This is a genomic window from Methylobacterium sp. 1973, from assembly GCF_040545035.1.
Lineage (GTDB): Bacteria > Pseudomonadota > Alphaproteobacteria > Rhizobiales > Beijerinckiaceae > Methylobacterium > Methylobacterium fujisawaense.
Genome location: NZ_JBEPLA010000002.1, coordinates 283,605 through 306,416 on the forward strand (window position 1 = coordinate 283,605; position 22,812 = coordinate 306,416).

41 protein-coding genes, 1 tRNA gene and 1 pseudogene are annotated in these 22,812 nt (G+C 64.4%); 27 read left to right on the plus strand and 16 right to left on the minus strand.

The annotated features are described in order from the left end of the window. Window positions 1-331 precede the first annotated feature (331 nt). The 14 genes from ABIC70_RS05300 to ABIC70_RS05365 all read right to left on the minus strand — a co-directional run bounded on the left by ABIC70_RS05300 (window position 332) and on the right by ABIC70_RS05365 (window position 9,117). Window positions 332-478, minus strand: coding sequence for a hypothetical protein (locus tag ABIC70_RS05300; RefSeq protein ID WP_354439112.1), 147 nt, complete (start codon window positions 476-478; stop codon window positions 332-334). A 601-nt stretch (window positions 479-1,079) separates the two neighbouring features. Next, on the minus strand, window positions 1,080-1,598 hold the full coding sequence (locus ABIC70_RS05305) for a hypothetical protein (RefSeq protein ID WP_354439113.1): 519 nt from the start codon (window positions 1,596-1,598) through the stop codon (window positions 1,080-1,082). 25 nt (window positions 1,599-1,623) lie between these two features. Beyond that, entirely contained in the window at window positions 1,624-2,466 is an 843-nt protein-coding gene (gene nusG / locus ABIC70_RS05310; protein ID WP_354439114.1) for a transcription termination/antitermination protein NusG, read from the minus strand. Window positions 2,467-2,729: 263 nt separating this feature from the next. Further along, the gene (locus ABIC70_RS05315) at window positions 2,730-3,704 is read right to left on the minus strand and encodes a DUF1376 domain-containing protein (protein WP_354439116.1); all 975 of its coding nucleotides are present in this window, start codon (window positions 3,702-3,704) and stop codon (window positions 2,730-2,732) included. Further along, a complete protein-coding gene (locus tag ABIC70_RS05320) occupies window positions 3,701-5,113 on the minus strand; it encodes a replicative DNA helicase (RefSeq protein WP_354439117.1) in 1,413 nt (470 codons plus the stop codon). The genes ABIC70_RS05315 and ABIC70_RS05320 overlap by 4 nt, the downstream gene beginning before the upstream one ends. Next, window positions 5,110-5,325 (minus strand): hypothetical protein, encoded by a 216-nt coding sequence (locus tag ABIC70_RS05325; protein WP_354439118.1) that lies wholly within the window; start codon window positions 5,323-5,325, stop codon window positions 5,110-5,112. The genes ABIC70_RS05320 and ABIC70_RS05325 overlap by 4 nt, the downstream gene beginning before the upstream one ends. A 304-nt stretch (window positions 5,326-5,629) precedes the next feature. Beyond that, window positions 5,630-6,010: a hypothetical protein gene (locus tag ABIC70_RS05330; protein ID WP_354439120.1), complete on the minus strand. Its 381-nt coding sequence runs from the start codon at window positions 6,008-6,010 to the stop codon at window positions 5,630-5,632. Continuing rightward, window positions 6,007-6,462: a RusA family crossover junction endodeoxyribonuclease gene (locus tag ABIC70_RS05335; RefSeq protein ID WP_354439121.1), complete on the minus strand. Its 456-nt coding sequence runs from the start codon at window positions 6,460-6,462 to the stop codon at window positions 6,007-6,009. The genes ABIC70_RS05330 and ABIC70_RS05335 overlap by 4 nt, the downstream gene beginning before the upstream one ends. A 20-nt stretch (window positions 6,463-6,482) precedes the next feature. Beyond that, window positions 6,483-6,761, minus strand: a complete 279-nt coding sequence (locus ABIC70_RS05340; RefSeq protein ID WP_354439122.1) for a hypothetical protein — start codon at window positions 6,759-6,761, stop codon at window positions 6,483-6,485. Window positions 6,762-7,423: 662 nt separating this feature from the next. Then, complete coding sequence (locus tag ABIC70_RS05345; protein ID WP_354439123.1) at window positions 7,424-7,969, minus strand: helix-turn-helix domain-containing protein; 546 nt, start codon at window positions 7,967-7,969, stop codon at window positions 7,424-7,426. Beyond that, on the minus strand, window positions 7,970-8,194 hold the full coding sequence (locus ABIC70_RS05350) for a hypothetical protein (protein WP_354439124.1): 225 nt from the start codon (window positions 8,192-8,194) through the stop codon (window positions 7,970-7,972). A gap of 136 nt (window positions 8,195-8,330) precedes the next feature. Then, window positions 8,331-8,675 (minus strand): GIY-YIG nuclease family protein, encoded by a 345-nt coding sequence (locus tag ABIC70_RS05355; protein WP_354439125.1) that lies wholly within the window; start codon window positions 8,673-8,675, stop codon window positions 8,331-8,333. Beyond that, entirely contained in the window at window positions 8,675-8,965 is a 291-nt protein-coding gene (locus tag ABIC70_RS05360) for a DUF2312 domain-containing protein (protein ID WP_354439126.1), read from the minus strand. Before ABIC70_RS05360 ends, ABIC70_RS05355 begins: the two co-directional genes overlap by 1 nt. Continuing rightward, window positions 8,962-9,117 (minus strand): hypothetical protein, encoded by a 156-nt coding sequence (locus tag ABIC70_RS05365; RefSeq protein ID WP_354439127.1) that lies wholly within the window; start codon window positions 9,115-9,117, stop codon window positions 8,962-8,964. The genes ABIC70_RS05360 and ABIC70_RS05365 overlap by 4 nt, the downstream gene beginning before the upstream one ends. 143 nt (window positions 9,118-9,260) lie before the next feature. Here ABIC70_RS05365 and ABIC70_RS05370 point away from each other — a divergent pair, with 143 nt between their 5' ends. After that, entirely contained in the window at window positions 9,261-9,746 is a 486-nt protein-coding gene (locus tag ABIC70_RS05370; RefSeq protein WP_354439128.1) for a helix-turn-helix domain-containing protein, read from the plus strand. Here the strand turns inward: ABIC70_RS05370 and ABIC70_RS05375 are convergent. Further along, on the minus strand, window positions 9,743-9,949 hold the full coding sequence (locus ABIC70_RS05375) for a hypothetical protein (protein WP_354439129.1): 207 nt from the start codon (window positions 9,947-9,949) through the stop codon (window positions 9,743-9,745). The genes ABIC70_RS05370 and ABIC70_RS05375 overlap by 4 nt on opposite strands. A gap of 310 nt (window positions 9,950-10,259) precedes the next feature. On the opposite strand from ABIC70_RS05375, the gene ABIC70_RS05380 reads away from it, so the two are divergent. The 25 genes and pseudogenes from ABIC70_RS05380 to ABIC70_RS05500 all read left to right on the plus strand — a co-directional run bounded on the left by ABIC70_RS05380 (window position 10,260) and on the right by ABIC70_RS05500 (window position 21,233). After that, the gene (locus tag ABIC70_RS05380; protein WP_354439130.1) at window positions 10,260-10,646 is read left to right on the plus strand and encodes a hypothetical protein; all 387 of its coding nucleotides are present in this window, start codon (window positions 10,260-10,262) and stop codon (window positions 10,644-10,646) included. Beyond that, window positions 10,646-10,906, plus strand: coding sequence for a DUF7352 domain-containing protein (locus tag ABIC70_RS05385; protein ID WP_354439132.1), 261 nt, complete (start codon window positions 10,646-10,648; stop codon window positions 10,904-10,906). The genes ABIC70_RS05380 and ABIC70_RS05385 overlap by 1 nt, the downstream gene beginning before the upstream one ends. Next, entirely contained in the window at window positions 10,906-11,322 is a 417-nt protein-coding gene (locus ABIC70_RS05390; RefSeq protein WP_354439133.1) for an HNH endonuclease, read from the plus strand. The genes ABIC70_RS05385 and ABIC70_RS05390 overlap by 1 nt, the downstream gene beginning before the upstream one ends. 11 nt (window positions 11,323-11,333) lie before the next feature. After that, entirely contained in the window at window positions 11,334-11,486 is a 153-nt protein-coding gene (locus tag ABIC70_RS05395) for a hypothetical protein (protein ID WP_286963891.1), read from the plus strand. Between the two features lies 1 nt (window position 11,487). Then, complete coding sequence (locus ABIC70_RS05400) at window positions 11,488-11,796, plus strand: hypothetical protein (protein ID WP_354439134.1); 309 nt, start codon at window positions 11,488-11,490, stop codon at window positions 11,794-11,796. Between the two features lie 3 nt (window positions 11,797-11,799). Beyond that, window positions 11,800-12,081: an XkdD/Y8K6 family phage-associated protein gene (locus ABIC70_RS05405; protein ID WP_354439135.1), complete on the plus strand. Its 282-nt coding sequence runs from the start codon at window positions 11,800-11,802 to the stop codon at window positions 12,079-12,081. Beyond that, complete coding sequence (locus ABIC70_RS05410) at window positions 12,078-12,365, plus strand: hypothetical protein (protein ID WP_354439136.1); 288 nt, start codon at window positions 12,078-12,080, stop codon at window positions 12,363-12,365. Before ABIC70_RS05405 ends, ABIC70_RS05410 begins: the two co-directional genes overlap by 4 nt. Then, window positions 12,362-12,775, plus strand: coding sequence for a hypothetical protein (locus tag ABIC70_RS05415; RefSeq protein ID WP_354439137.1), 414 nt, complete (start codon window positions 12,362-12,364; stop codon window positions 12,773-12,775). The genes ABIC70_RS05410 and ABIC70_RS05415 overlap by 4 nt, the downstream gene beginning before the upstream one ends. Then, the gene (locus ABIC70_RS05420; protein ID WP_354439138.1) at window positions 12,775-13,284 is read left to right on the plus strand and encodes a siphovirus Gp157 family protein; all 510 of its coding nucleotides are present in this window, start codon (window positions 12,775-12,777) and stop codon (window positions 13,282-13,284) included. The genes ABIC70_RS05415 and ABIC70_RS05420 overlap by 1 nt, the downstream gene beginning before the upstream one ends. Before the next feature lie 2 nt (window positions 13,285-13,286). After that, entirely contained in the window at window positions 13,287-13,982 is a 696-nt protein-coding gene (locus tag ABIC70_RS05425) for a hypothetical protein (protein WP_354439139.1), read from the plus strand. After that, window positions 13,979-14,263 (plus strand): hypothetical protein, encoded by a 285-nt coding sequence (locus ABIC70_RS05430; protein ID WP_354439140.1) that lies wholly within the window; start codon window positions 13,979-13,981, stop codon window positions 14,261-14,263. Before ABIC70_RS05425 ends, ABIC70_RS05430 begins: the two co-directional genes overlap by 4 nt. Further along, the gene (locus tag ABIC70_RS05435; RefSeq protein ID WP_354439141.1) at window positions 14,260-14,877 is read left to right on the plus strand and encodes an HNH endonuclease; all 618 of its coding nucleotides are present in this window, start codon (window positions 14,260-14,262) and stop codon (window positions 14,875-14,877) included. Before ABIC70_RS05430 ends, ABIC70_RS05435 begins: the two co-directional genes overlap by 4 nt. Next, complete coding sequence (locus tag ABIC70_RS05440) at window positions 14,874-15,302, plus strand: recombination protein NinB (RefSeq protein WP_354439142.1); 429 nt, start codon at window positions 14,874-14,876, stop codon at window positions 15,300-15,302. The genes ABIC70_RS05435 and ABIC70_RS05440 overlap by 4 nt, the downstream gene beginning before the upstream one ends. Next, window positions 15,299-15,766 (plus strand): deoxycytidylate deaminase, encoded by a 468-nt coding sequence (locus tag ABIC70_RS05445; RefSeq protein WP_354439144.1) that lies wholly within the window; start codon window positions 15,299-15,301, stop codon window positions 15,764-15,766. Before ABIC70_RS05440 ends, ABIC70_RS05445 begins: the two co-directional genes overlap by 4 nt. Further along, window positions 15,763-16,149, plus strand: a complete 387-nt coding sequence (locus ABIC70_RS05450; protein ID WP_354439145.1) for a hypothetical protein — start codon at window positions 15,763-15,765, stop codon at window positions 16,147-16,149. Before ABIC70_RS05445 ends, ABIC70_RS05450 begins: the two co-directional genes overlap by 4 nt. A 155-nt stretch (window positions 16,150-16,304) precedes the next feature. Continuing rightward, window positions 16,305-16,763, plus strand: a complete 459-nt coding sequence (locus ABIC70_RS05455; protein WP_354439146.1) for a hypothetical protein — start codon at window positions 16,305-16,307, stop codon at window positions 16,761-16,763. Window position 16,764: 1 nt separating this feature from the next. Then, window positions 16,765-17,115 (plus strand): hypothetical protein, encoded by a 351-nt coding sequence (locus tag ABIC70_RS05460; protein WP_354439147.1) that lies wholly within the window; start codon window positions 16,765-16,767, stop codon window positions 17,113-17,115. Then, the gene (locus tag ABIC70_RS05465) at window positions 17,108-17,308 is read left to right on the plus strand and encodes a hypothetical protein (protein WP_354439148.1); all 201 of its coding nucleotides are present in this window, start codon (window positions 17,108-17,110) and stop codon (window positions 17,306-17,308) included. Before ABIC70_RS05460 ends, ABIC70_RS05465 begins: the two co-directional genes overlap by 8 nt. Continuing rightward, a complete protein-coding gene (locus ABIC70_RS05470) occupies window positions 17,301-18,371 on the plus strand; it encodes a hypothetical protein (RefSeq protein ID WP_354439149.1) in 1,071 nt (356 codons plus the stop codon). The genes ABIC70_RS05465 and ABIC70_RS05470 overlap by 8 nt, the downstream gene beginning before the upstream one ends. Before the next feature lies 1 nt (window position 18,372). Continuing rightward, on the plus strand, window positions 18,373-18,600 hold the full coding sequence (locus ABIC70_RS05475; protein ID WP_354439151.1) for a hypothetical protein: 228 nt from the start codon (window positions 18,373-18,375) through the stop codon (window positions 18,598-18,600). Further along, window positions 18,597-19,091, plus strand: coding sequence for a DUF1643 domain-containing protein (locus ABIC70_RS05480; RefSeq protein WP_354439152.1), 495 nt, complete (start codon window positions 18,597-18,599; stop codon window positions 19,089-19,091). Before ABIC70_RS05475 ends, ABIC70_RS05480 begins: the two co-directional genes overlap by 4 nt. Continuing rightward, entirely contained in the window at window positions 19,088-19,633 is a 546-nt protein-coding gene (locus ABIC70_RS05485; protein ID WP_354439153.1) for an SPFH domain-containing protein, read from the plus strand. The genes ABIC70_RS05480 and ABIC70_RS05485 overlap by 4 nt, the downstream gene beginning before the upstream one ends. A gap of 22 nt (window positions 19,634-19,655) precedes the next feature. After that, on the plus strand, window positions 19,656-20,042 hold the full coding sequence (locus ABIC70_RS05490; protein WP_354439154.1) for a hypothetical protein: 387 nt from the start codon (window positions 19,656-19,658) through the stop codon (window positions 20,040-20,042). Then, window positions 20,026-20,169 (plus strand): annotated as a pseudogene (locus tag ABIC70_RS05495) (helix-turn-helix domain-containing protein); the annotation flags it as partial. The gene ABIC70_RS05490 and the pseudogene ABIC70_RS05495, both read left to right, overlap by 17 nt. Window positions 20,170-20,186: 17 nt before the next feature. After that, window positions 20,187-21,233, plus strand: coding sequence for a tyrosine-type recombinase/integrase (locus tag ABIC70_RS05500; protein WP_354439155.1), 1,047 nt, complete (start codon window positions 20,187-20,189; stop codon window positions 21,231-21,233). Window positions 21,234-21,335: 102 nt separating this feature from the next. Here the strand turns inward: ABIC70_RS05500 and ABIC70_RS05505 are convergent. After that, window positions 21,336-21,410: transfer RNA gene (locus tag ABIC70_RS05505), tRNA-Val, on the minus strand. A gap of 357 nt (window positions 21,411-21,767) precedes the next feature. Here ABIC70_RS05505 and ABIC70_RS05510 point away from each other — a divergent pair. Then, complete coding sequence (locus ABIC70_RS05510; protein ID WP_043345999.1) at window positions 21,768-22,811, plus strand: hypothetical protein; 1,044 nt, start codon at window positions 21,768-21,770, stop codon at window positions 22,809-22,811. Window position 22,812: the final 1 nt, after the last annotated feature.

Below are 22,812 nucleotides of genomic sequence, written 5' to 3' on the forward strand. Positions count from 1 at the left end.
GGAGCCAGGTCAGGACGGCGTCAGGGTTCGGCATTGTCAGAACCCTGCGGTCTCAGCGAGGATGGCAATCAGAGCACACACCAGCCCAGCCGAAGCGATCACAGCGCCGAGAGCGAAGCCGGACAGCGCAGGATGCTCAAGCATCCAGGCTTCCATCAGGCGTGCTCGGCGACCTCGGACAAAATCTTATGCCCCGGCAGGCGCGCCCAAACTTTCCTGCCGTCCATGTACTCCCGCTCGGCCTCAACGACAGCGAAGCCAAACCAACCTGTCCGGACACGAGTACGGCCCGTTGTGCGCCATCCGCCTGAGTTGAAGGGCTTGGCGGGCATCAGATGATCTCCGCGGCTTCAGCCATCACCCGGCGCCGAATGCCGGGTAGCTCGATCTCTCCATCAACGACCTCGTCCCAATCATCGGGGAGGAGGTCGTCGGGGTCGCGGTCCAACCGGACGTCGCAGAGATCGTCTTCGTTCAACGACCGGCCTCGATCGCTTCCAACGCGGCCCTCAACTCAGCATGCCCGCGGAGGTGAGCGCTGATTGCCCTCTCCAATCGCTTACGGGCTTCACTGGCGGCGTTCGCGGCCTCGGATGAGGCTTGGGTGCCAATTCCAAGCTTGCCCTCTCTCAGGGCTCGCAAATGGAAAATGTCGATTGCCGCAGCGATGTCGGCCGGGATGGTCTCGGGCATGAGAGGCTACCGGCTGAAGGCTTCGACGTGACCGTAATCGGCCCTGATCTAAGATCTGTGGGTGGCCGCCTACGCGGATTTCCGCGGCCGTTTAACCGACTGTCTAGAAGCGGTTCCTGGCCCTGGATTGGCCTCCCCGCATTCACACGTCGAACTGATTGCCCGAGCGCTGGGCGCTCAAGGGCGGAATTTGGGGGCAATACGACCGGTGGCCCGTCAAGCGGCTCCATGAGGGAGCGCTACGAGCACGCGACCGAGGGCGGCGGGGTATCCCCTCATGGCCCAGAGCGTGGAGGGCACTGCCCTTTACCCCACACAACGTCGTGCCGCGGATTATAGAAGCACCTATCGCAATGTCAAGCATTGATAGGCGTTGTCTATGACTGTTAGCTGGATGCTGACCGGATCAGTTCCTTGCCGCGCGCGGTAGCATTCTCATTCGGAGTGACGAGAGCGGATCTTCCGTCCGGAGCGATGACATATGCCGGCATGCCGCCGAAGACCGCGGCGTCGATATCCATATGCACGCCGTCACGGTATGGGACCGCGTTCGCAAGGTCGCACGTCTCCCAGTTGCGACGTTCGCCGTTCACATTGGTGCGGCCGAGTTCAACGACCCCATGATTGGACCCAGGGTCATTGCGAACGTCATGTTGTGCGAGCGGAAAAACCATCTCGTAATGGCAGACAGCCGACCAATCACTCAGTTGCTCCCACCGCAATTGCAACCGAGGTGCGGGCAAGCTCGGCAGGCAAACGTCATCAGAAGTATCGTACCGGACTTTCAGTACCTTGCGCATCTCCTCTTGAGTCTGCCGTATGGCATCCATGGCGTTGCGCTTGAGCGCCTTAAACGCCGGCTTCAAAAGCTCATCAACCTCTTTGCTTAGTGTCGTGCGCGCCATTTGTGCCTCCTGAGCCAAAATGCAGTTAGGCGCGACGAAGCGCAATCGGGGCTGCTCGCATCGGCCGATCTAGGTTCTCGACCGCCTCCAGCGACACCTCCATCAGTGCCATACCGCCGAACACCGACGTCAGGATACGAAACCGCCCTCGCCCGTCGTTGTCGTTGTCCGCCGTACCGGTGGCGCCTGCGAACGGGCCTTCAGTGATTTGGATGCGGTCCCCCTTAGCGACGGCCGGTAACGAGGCCAGACGCAGGGCTTCGGCAGTCCGCGCCTCCCGGAAGGCTATCAGGCTCTGCCGCTTGCGCTCGTCGAACCAACCTTCCCGCTCCTCGTCTGCCATGGGAGCGATGCCGCCGGGCTTGCCGTCAGCGGCGATGTAGCGGATCGGCATGGGGACGGGGTAGCCGTTGTTGCCGAGACAGGACAGCACCCCGGCCGGGGATGATGGCTGATGGCGCGGCTTGATCGTCGGACCCCAGGCGTCCGGAAGAACGGGGTACTCCACACCGGCCGCATCGGTTCGCCACTCGGGATGCGGGAGATGAGCGAACACGTAGCCACGGAACATCGGCCGCTGCAGTTCGGTCAAGCAAAGGTCCCTGCCTTTCCGACGCCGCTCCCAGTACGTCTCTGTCGGGACGTAGCTGGGAACGCCGGCCTCGCTGAGAGCGTCCTGGCAGCGGTACTCGCCCTGCGGCACGGTGATGAGGCAATACCAGCCCTTGCCGACCTCCTTCTCGATCACAGGCGCCGTGCGGCGCTCGTCGTGCTCAAGCGGGATCTCGTTGGCCTTGGCCTTGGCCTTCGGCTGGTTGTCGTTGTCCGGCTTTGAGCCGAGGTGCTTGCCGAACAGTCGGGCGCCCATCAGTCTACTCCGCTGCGTGCTGTTGCTGGATCTTGGCGCCGACGTACCAGTGCCAGCGAGGGGCCTGGATGCGGGCTTTCGGCCGGGAGAAATCGTTGGCCGGGCCCCAGACAAGTTCATCCGGGTTCGCCCCTATGGAGAGGCAGTAGGCGCGGGCGTTTCGCTCCTGCGGGGTCACGCTCTCACCTCATCCGTCTGAGTGGATTTCGCTTTGGCTTCCGCTTCTCTCAGGTGAGAGAGAGCTTGAAGACGGTCAGGGATCGTCATGCTGCCCTCGCGCGGTCCGGAAGGAGGTTCATCTCGGCGAGGATGTGCTTTGGGACAGCCGTGCGCGGATCGTCCGGCGGCGGAGTGCGTGCCTTCAACGGCCAGTAGCCGACACGATCCCGCCATCGACTGACTTCGGTTCGCCAGCGGTCATCGCTCAGGCTTGCAAGGTATGGGTCAGGGGCATCCGGCGAGCGGGGCTCTGCCAGTGCAGGCCGCTCTGAGAAATCCCGCCAGCGCTGCTGATTGAGCCAAACGTCCGCGGTTTTGACGTACTCGGTGCCGACCTTGCTAATGCGCGTCTGCTCAACCGCATAGGCCCTGGCACCGACGATGATGGCCGCCGGATCGGCGCCTTTTCGGATAGCCTCGTTCCAACGCTTACGCGCTGCGGTCGTCGGGAATGCCGTGTTCCTTTTTGGGTAGGCCGAACGAAATTCCTCGAACCTATCAAGGCCCCCTGTGGGGGCTTTAGGGGGTTCTTCTCTTCTCTTCTCTTCTCTGCTTCGCGGCGTCGAAGCATTTGCTTTATCAGTGTTGTTGTTTTTCAATGACTTAGACGCATTCAGTCGAGCGTCACTTGACATCCACTCGGGGTGCACTCGGGGGTCACTCGGGGTGCACTCGGGGGTCACTCGGGGTGCACTACCCCCTTTTTGTCCCGCCTCACGGCGCACAGCGGCGACCTTTTCGCGGGCCTGAAGCTCCTCAGAAACCCGGTGATTAAACAGCCGTCCGTCCGCTGTGACAGCGATCTTGCGCGCCTCAATAAGTTGCCGGACAAGCGACGCGGCCTTTACGTTGCCGCACCGGAAGATACCCATCAGGAACCGCGGGCTGTTCGGAACCGGGCCGCCTACGCCGTACATCGCATGGCAGAGCCGCAGGTACGCCGCTTCCTGCTCAAGGCTCAGATCAACCGTGCCGTGATCCCAGGCGCGAAAATCCATCTTGTAGAACTCGCCCTTCATGACGCGATCTCCGCCAAGACGTTGCAAGCGATGTCGCAGAAGCACTCCATGCGATCAGTCGGACCGCCACGCTGCTTCAGGATCTCGACCTCAAGAATGTTGCCAACGCGATCCAGCCGGTCTTCTTCCTCGGGCGTCCGCTCCGGGATATGTTCGAGGTAGTAGGCTTCCCGGAACAGCGCGATCACGACATCCGCGTCCTGCTCGACCGAACCACTGTCGCGCAGATCAGCCAGCTTCGGGCGTTTATCGTCTCGGTTCTCCACTGCCCTGTTGAGCTGCGACAGAGCGAGCACGGGCACGCCGAATTCCTTCGCCATCCCCTTGAGCGAGCCCGTGATCTCGGTCAGCTCTTGGACTCGGTTTCCGGAGTAGCGCTTGGAAGCCTTGATGAGCCCGATGTGATCGACCACGATTAGGCCAAGGAAATTCCCTTGGCGCTCTAGGCGCATCCGGTACTGGCGCACGCGGGCGGCGATCTGCGCGACAGTCAGCCCAGGCTGCTGCTCAATCTCGAAAGGAAGCGTGTCCAAAAGGCGCTGCGCATCGACAAGCCGCTGAAGGCCTCGGTCGCTAACGTCTCGCCCCTGCGCGATGGCGCGGTAGGTTAGATACTCGTTGGCGCGTGGATCGTAGGCGCACGCTGCCAGCGCACGCTCCGACAGCTCGTTGGCGTCCATCTCCAATGAGATGAAGCAGACCCCGAAGCCGGCGCGCGCCGACGAGAGTCCAAAATGGATCCCGGCGGTCGTCTTGCCCATGCCGGGGCGTCCGGCGAGGATGATGAGCTGGTTCTCACGCATGCCCAGCGTAGCGTGATCCAGTTTTGGCAGGCCATACGGGGCTCCGAGCTTGACCCGGCCGGCGCGGGCTTCCTGCACACGCTCAATCACGCCGAGGGCGCTTCGGCCGATGGCGACGCGGCGCATGTGATCCGGCATCGCCGCAGTCGCGATCTCGTCCAGATCCTCAATCATCTGCGCGGCGTACCCGGCCGGGTCAGCGACGCCGCCTGTGGTCATGGCAGCCTGAGCCGCAATCGCGGTTTCAAACAGACGGCGCATGCGCGAGGCTTCGCGAACCGCCTTGGCGTAGGACGGGGCGTTAATGACCGTCGTGGCTTCCGTCGCGAGCCGGCCGAGGTACTTACCGACCGTTTCGCCGCCGAGATCACGGTTGCCGAGGATCGTCGTCAGAAGCCGGAAATCGACATGCTCGCCGGCATCTCGGCGGGCGCACATGGCCTCGTACAGCCAGCCGTTGATCTCGCTGTAGAAGTCAGACGGCTCGACGATGTGGCGCACGCCGTCGATCGCGGCCGGGTTGTGTAGGATCGCCCCAAGCAGCGATGCCTCCGCGCCAAGGGCCTGAGGACGCTCAACCTGATCCTGCGGCGCGCCCGTGCTCATGCGCGCCGCCCGAACGTCGTGACGGTGGCACCCATGAACTCGTTCTGAGCCGGGGTCTGATAGAGTTCAAGGAAGGCGCACCAAGCCCGCGCTGCGCGCCGACCGTCTTCGATCTGATGCGTCCGATCGGCGAGGTTGCGAGCCGCCACGTAGGCATCCCATGCCTCGGTCTCGCGCCGCTCACGCTCAGAGTTAAGGTTAACCACGCTCATGCGGCTCTCCCAAACAAGTCGAGGTTGTCTTCAGCGTTGCTGGGCTTGGCGGGAGGAGACGGGCAGTCGCGCTCGCGGGCCTTCGTCTCAGCCTCAGCCATGCAGTCAGCCTCGGCACAGCTCCACACGCCGTCGTCCTTCAGGCTGACGCCGAAGCCGTAGCAGGCGCTCTGTCCGCACCCAAAGCACCAGCGCTCAAGACGGGCTCGGGCTGCGTGCTCTTGCTGCCAGCCGATAGGAGACAGACTCTCCGTGCGGAAGAACAAGCCAGCGGCTCCCGGCTGTGTCGGATCGGATGGCGGCTTCATTCATCGCCACCATCGCCCGCCAGTTGCTCTGCCTTCTTGCGCGGACGCGGTGCGATGCTGGGTGCGGGATCGCGCAGCGAGAAATGGCGGCAGGACGCTTGCCCATGCGGGACGCCTGGACCTTCGGCGCCCTGCATCAAGCGGCTGAACTGCCGGAAGCGGCGGGGGCAGAGCTGCCCTTCCTCGCGACGGAATCGCTTGCCACTGCCCCAGTGAATGCACTCGCGACAGGTCCGGCCGTCGGGGCCTGTCTCGGCCCAATGCGCCATACCGGGCACGGATGCGGCGAGCCGACGAGCCTGTACGGCGTCGTCTGGAGGCATCAATCCAGGGGTGAGCAGGCCGAAGATCTGCTGCTGCGGGGAATGCATGCTCATGCCGCCACCTCTTTGCTGATGAAGGGGATCACCTCGACCATCGCGACGGGCTGCTCAGACTGCCACTCCAGCACGATCCGAGAGGCCAGACGGTCGTTGCGCACGACGCCGTGAAGCTGCAGCAAATCCGAGGTCGCCTTGATCGCGTTGTCGAGATCGAGGCCGCTCTCTACAGGCATGCGAAGGGTCAGTTCATACCGGCCGGAGACGCGACCAGGGCGCTGCATCGTCAGCCGCCAGCCGGCCTCGGACAGCCAGGCGCTGTAAGCCTTCGACAGACGAACACCGCCTCCAGGGTGACGCTCATAGATGGCGTTGACGGAGACCGGCACGGGCAGCAGCAGGCGAACGACGTCAGCCTCGGCGCGCTGGGCGAAAGTGCCCGGCACGCTCGGCTTCCTCGCCCAGCGCTTGGCTGCCTTGATCTGTCGAAGGACGTCGGCCGTAGGCATGGGGCCTCGTGCTGTGAGGGTTAGAATGGCGAGGGTGGGACGAGGAGCGGCGCACCGAAGCGGGCCGCCTTCTCGACGAAGGCCGAATACCGATGCGCCCGATCTTTCAGGCGAGCGCGCCGAAGGCGCTGTTCGTCTGTCGGGGCATCCGGGCGCTTCGACCGGCCCAGATGTCGATAGACCGCATGGCGACCGCATCCTGTCAGCCGCGCGATCTGCGTGTTGGTGAAGTCCAATTCGCGAAGCTCGCGCATCCGGACGACATCGCTGGCGGTGATCCAGCCGGACGCGTTAGGCATCAGGACCGCCCAGCCAGGGAGCGATGAGCAACGCGAGGCGGTCGGCACGAAGCATCACCCACCGGGCGAGCCGCGTCCGCGTCCTGTAGGCCCAAGGCCGCTTCGCAGGCGGCAAGTCTTTGTAGAAGTGTCTGTCTGGCATCGTGGGCCTTCCCGAGGGAGTCGGTGTCACGAGCGGCGCGCTCGCGAAGTTGGTCCATGGTGTCGGCGTCGATGCGGCGAGCCTCGCCGTACCAAAGCCTCTTGCCGAGACCGGCGGGAATGCCGGCCCGACGTGCCGCGCGATTGATCGCGGCCTTCATGCTCTCGCCAGGCACGGCGGGCTCAGCGAGCTGCCGAAGCAGCATCGCGGCTTCAACGAGGGCTGCCATTGGCCGACGCTTTTCCGAGTTCTGAGAAAGATTTTCCGGCACGTAGGAACTCCGTCGTGGTCGATTGCTCGTCGACACGGAGGAGTCGCAGATGGCCGGACTCGACAGGAAGGGGGTAACGCGACGTGACTACGGTCACCGCGCATGGACCGGGCTGGACCATGAATGCGCGGTTCGAGAAAGCGGGCGTGCGTACAGACCCTGCAAGGTCCACGACCGTCCGCATGTGAGCGAGCGTCCGGGCTGCAACCCGGCTGATCGCAAAGAGAATGGAAAGTGATGGCGAAGGGATCATTGCGATACCTCCGCCCAATCGGCGGCCCACAGAAGCTCGGCCGCCGCAATCGGACAGGTGGGCTTGGCGACATTCAGTCGATCAAAGATCTTCTGCACTTTGCGTATCCCGAAAAGCGCGGTGGAATGATCGCGCTTGCCGACCCGATAGCTGATCTGCGGCAGGCTCAGGAGGGTGTAATTCTTAGAGACCCAAAAGAGGATCTGCCGCGCCTTGACCTGCTGAGCGAGGCGCCGATGCGAGCAGATCTCCAGGACGGAAACGCCCGTCACGGCGGATACGATCGCCGTCAGGCGCTTCATCGGGAACGCCTTCTGATCCTCAAAGTCCTCCGGGCGAACGGGCTTCGGAGGGATGAAGCCCTTCTCGCCTATCTTCGGCTCCGTCCGAGGCTTCGGAGCGGGCGACTTGATCGGGCTTTTCGGCTGGGCGGCGGCCTTCAGATGCGCCCCGCGCACCAAGGCGATATCGACGAGCGGCGCCTTTGGGCGATTGTTGCCGAAGCTCACACGGCCAGTCTCAAAGGTGCGGAAGCCAGTCATTCACGCCTCCGGCGGCATGTTCGCGTGCAGATCGGAAAGGCCCTCAATCAGAGCCGTGATCTGCGAGCGCTTGAGGTTCATCCCGAGGCCCAGGCGCATGTCGCGGAACAGGCTGATCCGCATGTGTCGGCCGTAAGCGGTGACAGAGGCCGTGATGACATCCGAGGGATCGACCTCGGACTGGATCACCAGATCAGCCTTTGGGAGACGGACGGCGGCGCTCATGAGCGAGCTGCCGAATGAGGCGCCGAGACGGTGGCAGCCCTCTCCAGGCCCACCATCGCCCCGGCTTCTCGCGCCAGGGCACTACCCTGGACGATACCGGCCACGATGAGCCGGATCTGGTTGGCGAGGTCGGCCATCAGGCGGCGCCCCGGTCCATGACCGCCACATCGGGATACAGCACGTCGTGAGCACGCTCGCGCCATTCGTCGGGGGCAGCCTCCCAAAGGTGTTTAAGGCTTTCCCACCACGCGAAGTGCATCAGTTCCTTGGTGGCGTGGAACCACTCACCGTGACTGTGCAAATGGTCGAACTGCCGATGAAATTGCGCCTCGACCAACGAACCGCCGTTGACGACGCCGATCACCTTCAAATCAACCGGGGAAAGCAGGCGCAGCTCGCTAAAACGGCGCTCGGGATCAACCGAGCGTCCGATCTTGACGAGGTTTACAGACGGGGCGTGGACGAAATAGACGAAGCTCATCACGCAGCCTCACGTGCATGCGTATGCGAGGCAGCGCGGTGGTAGGCCTCGCGGTACAGGTCGAGGATCGCGGCGGCTTCCTGAGCCTTCGACGCGTCCTTGCTCGCCTTGCGCAGCTCGGAGACGAGCGCGCCCATAGCGGTCTTATCGAAGCCCATCGAACGAGCCTCGGCGTAAATCTCCTTCACGTCCTGCTGCAGTCCGTCGATCTCCTCGCGGAGCCGAAGGATGCGGTCGATGAAGGAGGCGAGCTGCTGGTCGGCAGAGCCGTCTCTGATCGCATCACTCACAGCGCGTACCTCACAGCACCGCAGAGGATCAGGATGGCAGCGCCAGGAATGACCGCGCCGTCGATGTGGCGCCAACGGCAGACACACCAGACGAGAGCGATGCAGCCGAACGCGAGCCAGAGCTTGAGGATGATGAGTGGAAGCAAAGTCATGCGGCCTCCGTCTCGGCGCCGATCATGCCCCACAGTCTCGGTTCAGCCGTTCGGCCGATCTTCGCGAGAGCTGCATTGAGCGCGAGATACGTCTCAGCCGGGAACCGACCTCGGTTCCACCTTCGCCAGTTGGAGACAGCCTTGTGACTGACGCCGACAATCTTCCCGACATCGGCGTTGCCGCCGAGCGCGTCGATGGCCTCATCCGTGCTGGCGATAGGGGGCGGCTTAGACATGAGCCCAATATCGTCCACGCAACATGGACGCGTCAAGTCCATAAATCGTTGATGGCGCGAAAATCGCGCCTCGCTGATATTTCCGGCATGTCAGAGAACGCACTCACGCCCGAAAGCCGGGAGGCCATTGGCCACCGGCTACGTCTAACTCGCGAAGCGCTCGGCCTGTCATTGACCGAATTCGCCACGAAGGCCGGGATGAGCAAAACCCGCTATGAAAATTTTGAGGCCGGGCGCAATCTCATCAAGCCCGATTTAGTCGCGCAGATCATTCGCGCCTTTCCGGCTGCGAAGCTTGATTTCAATTGGGTCTATCACGGCGACATGAACGGCATAGCTCACGACCTTGCCGTCCGCATTTCTGAGACCATGGGCGGAAAGCGCGTCGCCTAGGCGCCGACGATCTTGAACCGCTTCGGCTCCGAGCTACTTACGCAGTCTTCCTCGTACACCATAAAATTTTCGACAAGCCATTTGACGTCCGCGAGCAGAGCAAGAGCCTCTGCTTGGTCCACCGGCAACTGAACAGCGATCTGTAGCGCCATCGCCTTTTGCCGCTGTAGCCGCTTCTTAGCGGCGTGATCTGACATCGGCATCGGTTATCCAGGCTCCCCCCTTCGACTAGAACTATCGTAACCAGGGATACTCTGGTCGCGCAAGTTGCAATCCGCTCCCTGTGGAACAAAAAGGGAACAGATTTTTCGTCCACGGAACATGGAATTTGGGCTTGCAACGTCCATGCAACGTGGACTATGGTCATCACATCAGCAGCCGCCACGGAGCGCCGCCGCGATGTCTCAGATCATCACCGATCCCATCACCATCAAGATCGGCCTCTCGGCCCTTCTGTTCGTCGCTAGCGCCTTCGGCATCGGCCGGGCTGCTCTCGGGTACGAGGGCTGAGCCATGGCCGTCTCCTACGCCCTCACCATGCCGGCGGGTTACTGGACCGCGCCGGGCCGCGACGAGTTCGGCGCCCCCTGCCTGACGCTCCATCACGAGCGGTTCGGCGTGCTCTCGGATCACGAGTGCCGCGCTGATGCGATCTATGCCGCCCAGGACCACGCTGACGAGCTGGCCGACGAAGCCTCGGCCGAAGCTGCCGCCGCCGCTGGCGGGGCCTACGAAGCCACACTCGACACCATCCACGCGATGGTCTCGGCGCTGATCGTCCAGCCGCTTCCTGGCGACGACGAGGCTCGTGGCGAGCAGCGTGCGGTTCGGGCCGCTCTGGTCGCTATCGAGGCCATCGGCAAGGCGCCGGCCGCTCAGCAGATCGCGAGGGCCGCGTGATGGCTCAGGTCTGGAAATTCGACGTCGCGCCGATTGATGGCCCGCAGACGCTTAAGGCTCCTGGGCTTGGGAGGGCTGTGTTCTTCGCCATGCAGGGCGGCAAGCCTCGCGTCTGGATGAAGATAAAGCCGGATTACCCGGAGGTTGAGCGGCGCATCCAAGTCGTCGGGACTGGGCACGACCTGCCGGAGCATTGGCGCTACGTCGGTAGCCTACAAGATGGCCCCTACGTCTTGCACCTCTTCCAAGAGGGCATGTGATGCCCTTCGTTGTCTGCGAGGATGTTGGCACCACTGCCCGCAAGCGCCTGAGCCCTCGCGACGTTCTCGCCGCATGGGAGCGCACAAAGGGCGTCTGCGTGACCTGTGGTGAGCGGATCGACGGGGTTCGCCAGCGCTGGTTCGTCGAACACGAGATCGCGCTTGAGAATGGCGGCTCCGATACAGCCGACAATCGCGGCCCCGCGCATTACGAAACCTGCAAGCGCGTGAAGGATGCGGCCGATCACTCGGCTGCGGCCCAGGCCAAGAGGCGCAAGCGGGTGCAGCTCGGCATCACCGCCGCTGCCACGAAACCGAAGATCCAGAGCCGCGGCTTCGCGAAATCGGAGCCCCAGCGTCGAGCCTCGAAGCCGCTCACCAAGTGGTTCGGCGAAGCATTCCCGACCCGTTCCTGACGGAGGCCATCATGGCCGAGCCTGTCACAGCAGATCTCGACACGCCGGAAGACGATCCCGGCTTCGACTTAGACGATGCGGCGATCCTTTGCTGCGTCCTCATGTTCCTCGGCGGCCTCGGTGGCATCGCCAGCACGCTTTTCCTGATCCTCGTTGGAGGCTGACATGATTGATCGCAGCGACATCCTTCGTTCCCGCGACATCATCCGCGATCACTTCGACAACGTGCTCCGCATGATGGACGACGTGGCGGCCGGTAAGCCCGGCCACACCACCGGCACCGTCGATCTGACGTGCAACGGCCTCGCCTCGGCTCTCAAGACCGCCGGCCTGGATGCCGACGCCATTCGCGACGCCTACCGGCAGCGTGTTCCGGCGCCGCTGGCACGCCTTCCTCTGGCAGCCCGTCTTCGCCCTTCCCGTCCTGTCCCCGATAGCCGTCTGCCGGCCGTCGCGAGCGTCGGGAGTCTCTGAGCCATGGCTAAGCATACTCCGGGCCCTTGGATGGCGACTATCGGCAATCGCGGCACGCTCTGCGTGATCTCTGGAGACGCTTGGATTTGCGGCGAGCTTTCGAATGGGAACGGTGAATTTCCCGGAGAAGCCGAAGCCAATGCTCGACTGATTTCCGCTGCGCCGGAAATGCTGGAGGTTTTGGCCGAGTACCTGATGCTTGGCGCGGGCAAGTGCACGATCGGCCGTCAGCAGGCAGACAAGGCGCTGGCCGTCATCCGCAAAGCTACGGAGGCGCAGTCATGAGCGCCTTTACCGCCGTAGAGACCCAACCCGACTACCACGCGATCTATTTCGGTGATCACAAGGTGGCGATCCTGACGCCCGCCTTCCCCGCCAAGTCCTGGCTCGGTATCCCGATGTTCCCGGCCGAGCCGTGGACGATCATCCCTGATCCGGAAGCCTTTCCGGACGCGGATTGTGTTGGCCTGCCTCGCCCGCTGAGCCCGACCGGCAACACGTTCGCCAGCTTCGGGGCGGCTCTGGATTTCCTCGGCATCGAACAGCGTGCGGAGGCGCAAGCTGCATGAGCGCGCTCGATCTATGCGAACGCGAGACAATCGTCGTCGCAACCCACGATGGCCCAGACGCAATCCCTTCGTGGCGCTACCGCGATCTGGCTTGTCATAATGGTCTCGGCGGTGAAGCCGGACGCTGGGTCATCACGCATCTGCCGAGCGGCCTGGCATTCACACAGTTAGGCTCGTTCGAGAAGATCGAAGATGCCGCCGCTGCTCTCGTTGAGGTCGCGCTACTGCGCAACGACTGGCCGTACATTGAGCGGGACGACTTGCAGCGGATAGCCGAGCAGGTGCGGCCGATCTTTCGGAAGCACAATGCAAAGCCTCGTCTCTCGCGCCACGGTGGCACCATTTACGGGCCGGGCAAGAAAGTCGTCGGACGGCCGCTTAATGGCTTTGATGGTCTGGAGAAGCGGTGATGAACGCTCCTACTCGCGTCCCGCTTCACGTCGAGATGGCGACCGCCAGCCGCGTCGCCGCTCAACTCATCGCCGCCGGTATCGACGAGACCGACCCCGATTTCGCCGAGCTGATGGCCTCGGAGACCGACATTCAAGACCGGCTGGTGCGGGTACTTCGCGCCGCCCGCTACACAGAGGCTCAAAGCGACGCGCTGGCCGAGATCATCAAAGACAACCGGGAGCGCAAGGCCCGCCTCGACAAGAAGGTGGAGGACCTACGCAGCGTGGTCATCCAAGCCATGGGCGAGCTTGGCTTGAAGAAGCTCGCGGGTCCCGACCTGGGCGCCTCGCTCTCTGTCGGCAAGCCGAAGGTTCAGGTCATCGACCCGGCCGCGCTGCCTGACGACGTATGCGTCTTCAAGCGCGAGCCGAGCAAGACCGCCATCGCCGCTGCACTCGCCGAAGGCCCGGTCTCGGGCGCCGAGTGGAGCAACCCCGCACCAGTGCTGACCGTCCGCACGAGGTAGTTGTGAGCGAGAACCTGACCCTCTGGCGCCAGATCGAGCGCACCGACCCATCGCAGGTCAAGGGCATCACCGGCAAGGCCTACAAGGGCAATTCGCCGAAGCCTCACTTCCTGATCTTCAAGGCGACCGAGACCTTCGGACCGTGCGGCCTTGGGTGGGGGTTCGAAATCGTCGAGGAAAAGCTTCTCGACGGCGCTCTAATCGCGCCCGACTTCCATGAACGCATCCACATGGCCCGTGTTCGGGTCTGGTACGAGTGGAAGGGCAAGCGCGGGCAGGTCGAGCACGTCGGTCAGACTGCCTTCTGCGGCAAACGCAACAACGGTCAGACCTACACCGACGAGGATGCTCCGAAGAAGTCCGTCACAGATGCGCTCGTGAAGGCGCTCTCCATGATCGGCTTTGCCGGCGACATCTTCATGGGCCGGTACGACGACAGCAAGTACGTCTCCGACATTAAGCGCGACTTTGAGCAAGAGGCCGCGGCCGAGCAAGACGATAGCCGCGCTCGGTTCTTGAACTCTTGCCGGCAGCACATTGCTGACGCGGCCGATCCGGTCGCTCTTCGCCAGTGGTGGGCTTCCGACGACCAGAAGCGCGCTCGTCGCGATTTCAGCCTGACGCAGGACGAGGTGGACAGCCTCAAGACCGCGTTCGGCGACCGTCTCCAGCAACTCGCACCGAGGGCCGTAGGATGAGCCTGTTCGAGCAGAACGTTCTGCCTCTCTTTGAGGAGCATCGCGCCGACTGGCTGCAGGCGGCACGGGCTGTCGCTGCTCGCTTGGGAGCGGGTGGACGCGCCATCACGATTGATGACGTTCGGGCGCAGATCCCTCCGCCTCGGCATATCGACCCGCGCGTCATGGGCGCCGTGTTCCTCCGCCGGGATTGGGAAAAGGTCGGCTACCAGAGCAGCATCCGCACAACGTGTCACAAGAGGCCCGTGGCGACGTTCCGGCTTCGGAGCGCCGCGCGATGACCGGCCGCGCCTTCCTCATCCTGGCGAATGCCGCCGCGCGCGAGCGTGCCTGCCAGCACTGCGGGGAGATGTTCTCTCGCCCAAAGGACTACAGCGCCAAGCAATGGGCGCAGAGAGTGTTCTGCTCGCAGGCATGCACCGGCCTCGCGAAGAAGGCGAAATTGGCTGCTGAGCGGCCGTCGCTCCGAGAGGCGTTCGAGGCGCGCTTCACCAAGGGTGACGGCTGCTGGGAATGGACCGGCGCCTTAGATGGCTACGGGTACGGCTTCGTTGAGCATGCAGGCCGACGCTATCGGGCTCATGTCCTCGCACTTCGCTTAGCCGGCCGCCCATACGCTGACGGGCTTGTTGCCTGTCACGACTGCGATAATCCGAAATGCGTCCGGCCTGATCACCTGTATTTCGGCACGCCTCGCGACAATGTTCACGATGCAATGAGACGCGGCCGTCTCCCTAGGGGCGAAACACATGGCCATGCGAAGCTTACGGAACAACAAGTTCTAGAGGTTCGGGGCATGCCCGGATCGTACTCGGAGATCGCTCGCCGCCTAGGCGTTTCGCGTCCGACAATCACTCGGATCATCAAGGGCAAGACTTGGAGGCATTTGTCGTGAGCAAGGCGCTCCTGATTTTGGCCAACGATGCGATCCGATCCCGCGCCTTGTCGTGGGTGGGGAGCGCGCCTTTGGGGACGCGGCTTGAGTTTCGCGAGCCTCAACGGTCGCTTTCTCAAAACGCAAAGCTCTGGGCCATGCTCACCGACATCGCTCGGCAGCATGAGCACTTCGGCCAGCGCTACGAGCCGGATGCCTGGAAGATCCTGTTCCTGACAGCGCTCGGCAAGGAGCTGAGGCTCGCGCCGGCTCTGGACGGCAAGGGTGTCGTCGCCCTCGGCACTTCGTCGTCCAAGCTCAGCAAGTCCGAAATGTCGGATCTCTTGGAGTTCATGACGGCCTGGGGCGCCGAGAACGGGATTGTCTGGTCAGATCCGACCCTGATCCAGGCCGATGCTGCCAGCACTCGGAGGGCTGCGGCATGACCGATTGGCCCTCCTACCTCATGAGCTTCGCGCAGCTCGCCGCCACGAAGTCCAAGGACAGCACGCAGGTCGGTGCGGTCCTCGTCGCCCCGAATGGCCGGTCGGTTCTCCTGACGGCCTACAACGGTCCGCCCGCCGGCGTGGACGATCTGCCCGAACGCCGCGAGCGGCCGGCGAAGTACCTCTACGCCTGTCATGCCGAACTTGGGCTCATCTCGACCGCCGCTCGCCACGGCATCCGTACCGAGGGCTGCACGGCCTACGTGACCCATCACCCGTGCAGCGCCTGCGCTCGCACGCTGATCCAGGCCGGCATCCGCTCTGTCGTCTACGGCGACGGGACCACGTCCATGCCGCCGGAAGAGTTCACGGCCGCCGAGACGATGTTCGCCGAGGCCGGCGTCATCGCCCGCCGTCGCGTCGCCGAAGCCAATCCCCAGAGTTCATGTGGAGACGCGGCATGAGCGATCAGCGCTTCTTCGTCGTCGACTTCCGCAAGGAGTGGACTCGGCAGCCATACATCACCCTCTGGGGCCCGGACAGCCGCGGCTACAACTGGTCGCTGTCTGGCGCCGGCCGTTACACCGCCGAGGAGCTTGACCGCTCGGTCGGCTACCACACCCGGCGCCGGTACGTCGCCAGCCGCGGCGCCTACGTCGGCCCGTGGGAACGCTTCGGCGTGCCCTGCGAGGTTCTGGAGCGCCTTGGCTCGGAGCCCGACACCGAAGGCCGCTGGCGCCTCGACAATGGTGGGCGCCCCATCGTCCGTAACTCAGCTGCGGTCCGCAAGCTGCTGACGGCCAATCGCTACGTGCCGAAGCCGGTCACCAGCGTGGAGGCCGCATGACCGCCTCCGACGCCTCCTGGCTCACCGCCGCCATGGTCGGCGGCACCGCAATCACTGCGGTCACCTTCCGCCTCAACCCCCTCGTCCGCTCAGCAGGCTTGAGGCGGACTTGGCTGCGCTGCCTCATTCGATCTTCCAGCCGATAGGAGACTGAGATGTCCACCCTCAACGTCCCGAACCTCGACAAGCTCATCGCCCATCTGGAGGCGCAGCCGCCGGAGCGGATCAATATGGCGTTTACGTCCGTCCGACAGCGCCCGATCGTCGGCGAGTGCGGCTGCATCCTCGCGCACTCGGATCTGCTGTTTGGCGACGCAGTTGGATGCGAGGCCTTCGACCCCGAAGACGTCGTTCCGAATGACCTCTACATGCCGGACGGCTACTTCGATGAGAGCGAAGGCGTCGTCCGCTACCCCGCGCACCGCGTCATCGCCGCCCTCAAGCGCCTCCGCGACCGGTTCTTGGCGACGGGCGAGATCGTCGTCGATTGGGGGCCGGAGCCGACTGCTGGCGAGACCTGGGCCGCCCCGCGGGCGACCGAGCTGACCCCGCCGACCCTTCCTGACGAGATCACCCGGCTTCTCGATCCCGCTCTCACCACCTCGGAGGCCTGACATGGCCGAAGCAAGCAACACAGCACCGGCCGAGACGCATCCCGAGGCTGAGCAGGCTGACAACCGGCTCTGGTACATGCACATCCAGGGACCGGACGATGTCCACGCGGCGCCCGACTTCTGGACGGCCCTAGCATGGGCGGCCGAGCTGAACACCGCCATCGCGCAGAAGGCCGCCAAGGAGAACTGGGCGGCTGACGGGAACTACCCGCATACGCAGGCCGTCGTGCGGCGTTGGACGTGGTCGGCGACGGAGCACGCGACCATGCTCGCCCGCGAGCTTGCCGAGCGCCAGGAGCATGCCGAGAAGCGTGCCGCCGCCCTCAAGCAGCGGGAGGCGTCCCATGGCTAAGACGCCTCGCTATCCAACCGCTCGCTGGTTCCGTGGCCTGGGCCGGTGCGTCTCCTGCGGCAAGCCCGCGACCGGCGACCTGATGAGCTTCCGGAACGACCGGATCGGCACTTTCTGCACGCGGTGCGGCGAGCGGGAGGCGAATGCCGCCCTCAAGGCCGTCGAAGAGACGAGGAAGCCTCTCCATGTCTAGCCCCCACGCCAACCACCAAGGCGAGTCCGGTGACACGGGGCCGGGAGCAAGCCTGCTGGCGAGGGCGCGCGTCGCCTACTACGGCGTCAACGGCCGCGATCCCGGCACCCAGGAACTGGCCGCTGCGCTCCGGGCTGCTGGCGTAGCAGATCCGTTCGCATCCGCCCCCGCACCTTCTGATCCAGCCGGAGCGGGCGGGGATCTGGGGGAACCCTCACGAGAAGCCATCGAGATGATGGCCGAGCACCTGCACGAGGAAGGCGATCACGACCGGCAGTGGGTCTGGCCAGAGCACGCTGATGATGACGGCTACCGTGGCAACGGCGGGTACGTCACGATCACGCCGACCGATGTGCAGTGCCGGCTTCGCGAGATGGCCCGCCGGGTTCTTATCCGGGCCAACCAGATCGCTCACCGCTCCGGCCAGATCGTCGCCTCGACACCGGGACAAAAGGGAGCGGGAGAGGAGAAGACGGGCGCGACCCCGTTGGGGTCAGGCTCTCGTCCTTCGGATCAGGCTGCTTCGCATCCTGCCCCTGCGGGCTTCGATCCTTCGCGCGGGGCGCTTGGCAGCCGCGTTCTTATTCAAGTCATTGATAGCGGGTATTACTACTGCGCGTTCAACGAAGGTGTCACGGATCGCATATCTGAAGCTTTCGTCTATGATCTTGAAGAGGCGGAAGGTATTGTCCGCCATGATTGCTCCACACTTCGGATAATCCCGGTCCCATGCGTCAGCGATGAGCACCCTGCGGGCGAAGACGCGATAGCGGCTGAGGGCGAAGCCTGCCAGCGCGGCGGCGAAGCCGAGACGCCCGCCCAAACGCCCCCACCCCCGCCCTCCGCAACGCCCGAAGGCGATCCTCAGGAGCTTTCGTTCGGGCCTGGATGCTACGACTTCGCGTCGTCGGTGGCCGCGAAGGTGGCTGCTCTGCCCTGGGCATGGGCCGAAACCGGCGACGCGCAGGACGACCGGTATTCCGACGTCCAGGCGATCGTGGACGCCGAGCTTCGATCTCTCGCGAATGACCGCACCCTTCACGCTGCCGGGGAGGTGCGGTGACATGAAGAAGCTCATCACCTTCGAAGTCGATACCGACGTCTACTGGGACACGGTTGCCGAAGTCGGCGACGGTGGCCACGCGATCGGCGCCCGGCTTGCCTGTGTGCTCTTGGCGCCAAACCAAGTCAGCTTCCTCGATGCCATGGGCATGGCCGTCTACGGCGTGACGGTGGCCTCGGTCACGAACGCCCCCTCCGAGTCCCCGTCCACCAAGGAGACGTCGGAATGAGCGCGATCCTCTCCGAGTGCGGCACCTATCGCTACCGATTGGAGCGCGAGGTCTACGGGCTGCTCGGCAGCAAAGTCGTGGCCTTCGTCATGGTCAACCCGTCCACCGCGGACGCCGAGACGGATGACGCAACGGTCCGCAAGGTGATCGGGTTCGCCAGGCGGATGAGCGCTCGGCGGGTCTTGGTCGGCAACCTGTTCGCCTACCGGGCCACCGACATCAAGGCTCTGCGAGACGCGCCGGACCCGATCGGCGCCGAGAACGACGCGCATCTGCGTCGGATCCTCGGTGAGGCTGACATCTGCATCGTCGCCTGGGGTGCGCTCGCTAAGCTGCCGCCCAACCTTCGGCGCCGCTGGGCGCGCTTCCACGACATGGCGACCGCCGCTGGCGCGCGGCTAATGTGTCTTGGCACGGCCCAGGACGGACACCCGCTGCATCCTTGCATGATCGGCTACGAGCGCCCGGTGATTGAATGGAGGCGCCCATGAGCCCCGCCACCGATCCCGGCCGGGCGGCTGAGGAGATGCAGGAGGTCAGATACCTTCGCGCTGTGATCGACGTCCTGCGACAGGAACTCGTCACCGAACGCAAGCTTGTGAAGGGCTTCGAAGCCGATCTCATCGCTGCACGGAAGGAGCGGGATGAGGCGCGGGGCTACGCGAACAGGAACGGCAACGCCGCCCGCTACCGGGAATGGATCCACGCCGAGAAGGACAAGCGCCTCGCTCGCGCCGAAGGAGAAGCCGCCCAACTCCGCGCTCGTCTCCACGAGGCTGAGAAGACCGGGGAGGCTTGGAAGCGCGTCGCAGTCATCGCGGCGATCCCGCTTGAGGCCATGCGGATGGGCGGCTCGTACAAGGCACTCGCACCGTCGACACAGACCTGTGTGGACGAGGCGGTCGTCACGATCCGCATGGCTGTCGCCGGTCACAGCCTCCCACCGGCTGGAAATCTTGATGCCGCTCTAGCGCCCGCCCGCGCCGCCCTCACCCCCGCACCAGAAGCAAGCCAGGAGGCAGGCGATGCGTAGGCAACCCTCTGTCCAAGCCCGCATGGCTGAGGCTGCCGAGCGCAGAGAGCGCGGCACCCGCCAGGAAGTGCTGGACACCTTCTATCACCAGCGCGGCCCATGCTGCGCCGGCTGCGATTGGTGGCACTCGATCAGCTCGCTTGTCGGCGAGTGTCATCAGAGCGCGATGGTGGGCGGTGCGGAGCGATGGGCAGCCATCGGCATTGAGAACGTCTCCATGCCCCTCCGCGCCGGCCACGTCATCACCGAACGCGCGCACGTCTGCGGGCAATTCAAGGACGAGTTCGACTGGTCGAGCCTGCCGCTGCCCTACCGCAAGCAAATTGGCGACCGCACCCTCGCCGCCAAATCCGCCCCTCCCCTCAACCGATCCGAGACCGATGGAGGACGACATGGGCCGGAGGCCTGACATCCTGACGCCGCGCGAGGTCGCGGACGAGTGGGGGTGCTCGGAGCAGCACGTCCGCAACATGGTCAATCGTGGCGACCTCGGGCATTTCCGGCTCGGCGGCAAGCTACTCAGGATCCCCCGTTCAGCCGTGGAGGCAGCAGAATGCGCCGTGCTCAGCGCGACTACGACATCGGACGGCTCAAGACCACTCAGTTCCCCCGAGGCGAGTGTATCCTCACCTTCTATCAAGAGGGCAAGCGACGCCGGCTCCGGCTCGGCACAGATAATGAGGCTGAGGCAGAACGTCGTGCGCCAGCGCTTTACGCCGAGGCCCTGAGGCCGACAGGTACGAGCGTCCGCGAATTGTGGGACGCCTACTGCCGGGACAAGGAGGGAAACCCGTCCGTCGTCATCATGGGGCACCAGTGGAAGGCACTTGGGCCATGGTTCGGTGCCATGAACGCTGAGGACGTCACCATCGCGGACTGCCGGGCCTACACGGCCGCGCGGCGGCAGCAGGGCATCAAAGATGGCACGATCATCACCGAGTTGGGACGTGTCCGCACGGTGCTGAATTGGGCGGTAAAGCACAGCCTGCTTGAGAAGGCGCCCTACATCGAGCGCCCACGCGAGGTGAAATCGACCACGGGGCACCTGACGCTGCCTCAGGTTCGCGCGCTCGCCAATGCCTGCGCGGCTCCGCACCTGAAGCTGTTCGTTTGGCTGGCCTACGCCACCGCCGGTCGGGCTGGCGCGATCTTGGACCTGACGTGGGACCGCTGCGATTTTGAGCGGAACAAGATCGATCTGGAGAACCCAGAGATCCAAGTGGCGCATAAGGGCCGCGCGGTCGTGCCGATGAACCGGTCGATCAAGCTACGCCTGCTGGCGGCGCGTGAAGGTGCGAGGTCAGACTACGTAATCGAATGGGCGAAGCAGAAGGTTGGGTCGGTCAAGAAAGGGCTGGCGAGTGCCGCCAAAGCCGCGGGCCTGCCGCACGTCCACGCTCACATGCTCCGACACTCTGCCGCCGTGCGACAAGCTGAGGAAGGCGTGTCGATGGAGGAGATCGCCAGCTACCTTGGGCACTCAGACCTGAAGGTGACGCGCAGGATCTACGCGCGGTTTAGTCCGGAGGCCTTGAGCAAGGGTGCGAACGCCCTGGAATTTGACGATCTGGAGCCGACCGAAGTGCGCCGTTCGGCCTGAGCCGGTGGGCGCCATTTCGGTCCAACTGACACGCCGTGACTGAGGTAACTACCCAATGTTGGCGTTCTCGAAACTTAAGCCACTGTTCCCGCTAGAGAAAAGTGGTGGGCGCGACAGGGATCGAACCTGTGACCCCTACCATGTCAAGGTAGTGCTCTCCCGCTGAGCTACGCGCCCGGGCCGGAGCCGTTCTTGCTCCGGTGGGCGGGGCCTATAGCGGCTGGCCGGCGAGGGCGCAAGCAGAACCTGCATCGCGGATCGGATCGATCGCGCCCGGCCCGGGCACCGGACGACCGGATCGCGACGGGGCCGGACTGCATCGGCGATGTCTGGCAAGGGTTTGCGGGCAAGGGTTTGCGGGAAAAATCTTCGGGCCGGTTCAATCGACCGGCTCGGATGCGGTTCGAGGCCGAAGCCGGCCCTGGTGCACGCCGGCGGAAAAATGCGCTATGGCCCTGCCGCTCGGCATCAGGCCGTGCCGCGACACATGGCGGACACAGGGCGCCGGCATGCCGCCGCCTCACGCTTCAGGACATGCGCTACTTCATCGACCACGATCAGGGCGTTGCGATCCGCGGCTGGATCGTGCCGGACAATCCCCTCGCCATCAGCCGGGTCGTGGTCGCGGTCGACGGACGACGCGTGGCCGAGGTCCCGGCCAGCGTCATCGACGAGGCCTTCAAGCGCAACGGGTGGCATGCCACCGGGCAATGCACCTTCGTGGTCACGGAGGCGGAGGTGCCGGGGCTGACGGAGATCCCGCGGCTCGAATTGTACGATGCCGACACCAACGTGATGGTCTATCGCCGCATGCCGCCCGAGGGGCTGGTGCGGTTGCGGACCATGCTGATCAACACCGGCATCGAGCCCGAGACCGTCCTCCAGACGGCGCTCTTCCCGCATTTCCAGCATTGCTATTTCGGCATCCATAAGCTGCCGGACGAGATTCTCACCTGCGTCCTGACCGGACCGGCCGCCCCGTCGGCCTTCCTGTCCGGCGCCGTGACCGTCCCGCGCTACGAGAACTTCCTGACGCCGGACCTGATGATCACCGCCATCCTGCTGCAGGAGCCGCAGATCGAGATGGCGACCCGGATGCGCTGGCTGAAGGCTCGGGCCGGGGATGCCGCCGATCCCGCACGCAGCTGGCGCCTGGGCCCGCTCGCCGAGGCCGCCGCCTTCGCGGAGGGGTACGACTTCTCCGACGTGAAGAGCCTCAAGCGCTTCTTCCGCATGCTGCCCGAACCCGCCTACCGGCTGCTCTACAATCCGCTGACCCGCCAACTCGGGACCCGCATGCCGGACGACCGGCTGCATCCGGGCAACTCCATCGCGGCGATCGAGATTCTCGCCCGCGTCGGGATCGTCGGGCACAAATCCCGGTTCCCCGCCTTCGCATCGACGCTGTTCGACCGCCTGGGGATCGCCAAGCCGATCCCGGCCCTGCCCCCGGTGCCGGCCGAGACGATGGCGCTCGCCGAGCGCCTGAAGGCCGTCAAGGCGGTGGAAGACATGATCGTCTTCGATGTCGCCATGTCGGATGCCGTGAAGGCCTCGGTCGACAAGAGCTGGAGTTGAG

Coding starts and splice junctions, on each gene's coding strand:
- ABIC70_RS05305 (WP_354439113.1), bottom strand. CDS start 1,598: ATGGCGCGCACGACACTAAGCAAAGAGGTTGATGAGCTTTTGAAGCCG.
- nusG (WP_354439114.1), bottom strand. CDS start 2,466: ATGGGCGCCCGACTGTTCGGCAAGCACCTCGGCTCAAAGCCGGACAAC.
- ABIC70_RS05315 (WP_354439116.1), bottom strand. CDS start 3,704: ATGAAGGGCGAGTTCTACAAGATGGATTTTCGCGCCTGGGATCACGGC.
- ABIC70_RS05320 (WP_354439117.1), bottom strand. CDS start 5,113: ATGAGCACGGGCGCGCCGCAGGATCAGGTTGAGCGTCCTCAGGCCCTT.
- ABIC70_RS05325 (WP_354439118.1), bottom strand. CDS start 5,325: ATGAGCGTGGTTAACCTTAACTCTGAGCGTGAGCGGCGCGAGACCGAG.
- ABIC70_RS05330 (WP_354439120.1), bottom strand. CDS start 6,010: ATGAGCATGCATTCCCCGCAGCAGCAGATCTTCGGCCTGCTCACCCCT.
- ABIC70_RS05335 (WP_354439121.1), bottom strand. CDS start 6,462: ATGCCTACGGCCGACGTCCTTCGACAGATCAAGGCAGCCAAGCGCTGG.
- ABIC70_RS05340 (WP_354439122.1), bottom strand. CDS start 6,761: ATGCCTAACGCGTCCGGCTGGATCACCGCCAGCGATGTCGTCCGGATG.
- ABIC70_RS05345 (WP_354439123.1), bottom strand. CDS start 7,969: ATGACTGGCTTCCGCACCTTTGAGACTGGCCGTGTGAGCTTCGGCAAC.
- ABIC70_RS05350 (WP_354439124.1), bottom strand. CDS start 8,194: ATGAGCGCCGCCGTCCGTCTCCCAAAGGCTGATCTGGTGATCCAGTCC.
- ABIC70_RS05355 (WP_354439125.1), bottom strand. CDS start 8,675: ATGAGCTTCGTCTATTTCGTCCACGCCCCGTCTGTAAACCTCGTCAAG.
- ABIC70_RS05365 (WP_354439127.1), bottom strand. CDS start 9,117: ATGACTTTGCTTCCACTCATCATCCTCAAGCTCTGGCTCGCGTTCGGC.
- ABIC70_RS05375 (WP_354439129.1), bottom strand. CDS start 9,949: ATGCCGATGTCAGATCACGCCGCTAAGAAGCGGCTACAGCGGCAAAAG.
- ABIC70_RS05380 (WP_354439130.1), top strand. CDS start 10,260: ATGGCCGTCTCCTACGCCCTCACCATGCCGGCGGGTTACTGGACCGCG.
- ABIC70_RS05385 (WP_354439132.1), top strand. CDS start 10,646: ATGGCTCAGGTCTGGAAATTCGACGTCGCGCCGATTGATGGCCCGCAG.
- ABIC70_RS05390 (WP_354439133.1), top strand. CDS start 10,906: ATGCCCTTCGTTGTCTGCGAGGATGTTGGCACCACTGCCCGCAAGCGC.
- ABIC70_RS05395 (WP_286963891.1), top strand. CDS start 11,334: ATGGCCGAGCCTGTCACAGCAGATCTCGACACGCCGGAAGACGATCCC.
- ABIC70_RS05400 (WP_354439134.1), top strand. CDS start 11,488: ATGATTGATCGCAGCGACATCCTTCGTTCCCGCGACATCATCCGCGAT.
- ABIC70_RS05405 (WP_354439135.1), top strand. CDS start 11,800: ATGGCTAAGCATACTCCGGGCCCTTGGATGGCGACTATCGGCAATCGC.
- ABIC70_RS05410 (WP_354439136.1), top strand. CDS start 12,078: ATGAGCGCCTTTACCGCCGTAGAGACCCAACCCGACTACCACGCGATC.
- ABIC70_RS05415 (WP_354439137.1), top strand. CDS start 12,362: ATGAGCGCGCTCGATCTATGCGAACGCGAGACAATCGTCGTCGCAACC.
- ABIC70_RS05420 (WP_354439138.1), top strand. CDS start 12,775: ATGAACGCTCCTACTCGCGTCCCGCTTCACGTCGAGATGGCGACCGCC.
- ABIC70_RS05430 (WP_354439140.1), top strand. CDS start 13,979: ATGAGCCTGTTCGAGCAGAACGTTCTGCCTCTCTTTGAGGAGCATCGC.
- ABIC70_RS05435 (WP_354439141.1), top strand. CDS start 14,260: ATGACCGGCCGCGCCTTCCTCATCCTGGCGAATGCCGCCGCGCGCGAG.
- ABIC70_RS05445 (WP_354439144.1), top strand. CDS start 15,299: ATGACCGATTGGCCCTCCTACCTCATGAGCTTCGCGCAGCTCGCCGCC.
- ABIC70_RS05450 (WP_354439145.1), top strand. CDS start 15,763: ATGAGCGATCAGCGCTTCTTCGTCGTCGACTTCCGCAAGGAGTGGACT.
- ABIC70_RS05455 (WP_354439146.1), top strand. CDS start 16,305: ATGTCCACCCTCAACGTCCCGAACCTCGACAAGCTCATCGCCCATCTG.
- ABIC70_RS05460 (WP_354439147.1), top strand. CDS start 16,765: ATGGCCGAAGCAAGCAACACAGCACCGGCCGAGACGCATCCCGAGGCT.
- ABIC70_RS05465 (WP_354439148.1), top strand. CDS start 17,108: ATGGCTAAGACGCCTCGCTATCCAACCGCTCGCTGGTTCCGTGGCCTG.
- ABIC70_RS05470 (WP_354439149.1), top strand. CDS start 17,301: ATGTCTAGCCCCCACGCCAACCACCAAGGCGAGTCCGGTGACACGGGG.
- ABIC70_RS05475 (WP_354439151.1), top strand. CDS start 18,373: ATGAAGAAGCTCATCACCTTCGAAGTCGATACCGACGTCTACTGGGAC.
- ABIC70_RS05480 (WP_354439152.1), top strand. CDS start 18,597: ATGAGCGCGATCCTCTCCGAGTGCGGCACCTATCGCTACCGATTGGAG.
- ABIC70_RS05485 (WP_354439153.1), top strand. CDS start 19,088: ATGAGCCCCGCCACCGATCCCGGCCGGGCGGCTGAGGAGATGCAGGAG.
- ABIC70_RS05490 (WP_354439154.1), top strand. CDS start 19,656: ATGGCTGAGGCTGCCGAGCGCAGAGAGCGCGGCACCCGCCAGGAAGTG.
- ABIC70_RS05500 (WP_354439155.1), top strand. CDS start 20,187: ATGCGCCGTGCTCAGCGCGACTACGACATCGGACGGCTCAAGACCACT.
- ABIC70_RS05510 (WP_043345999.1), top strand. CDS start 21,768: ATGCGCTACTTCATCGACCACGATCAGGGCGTTGCGATCCGCGGCTGG.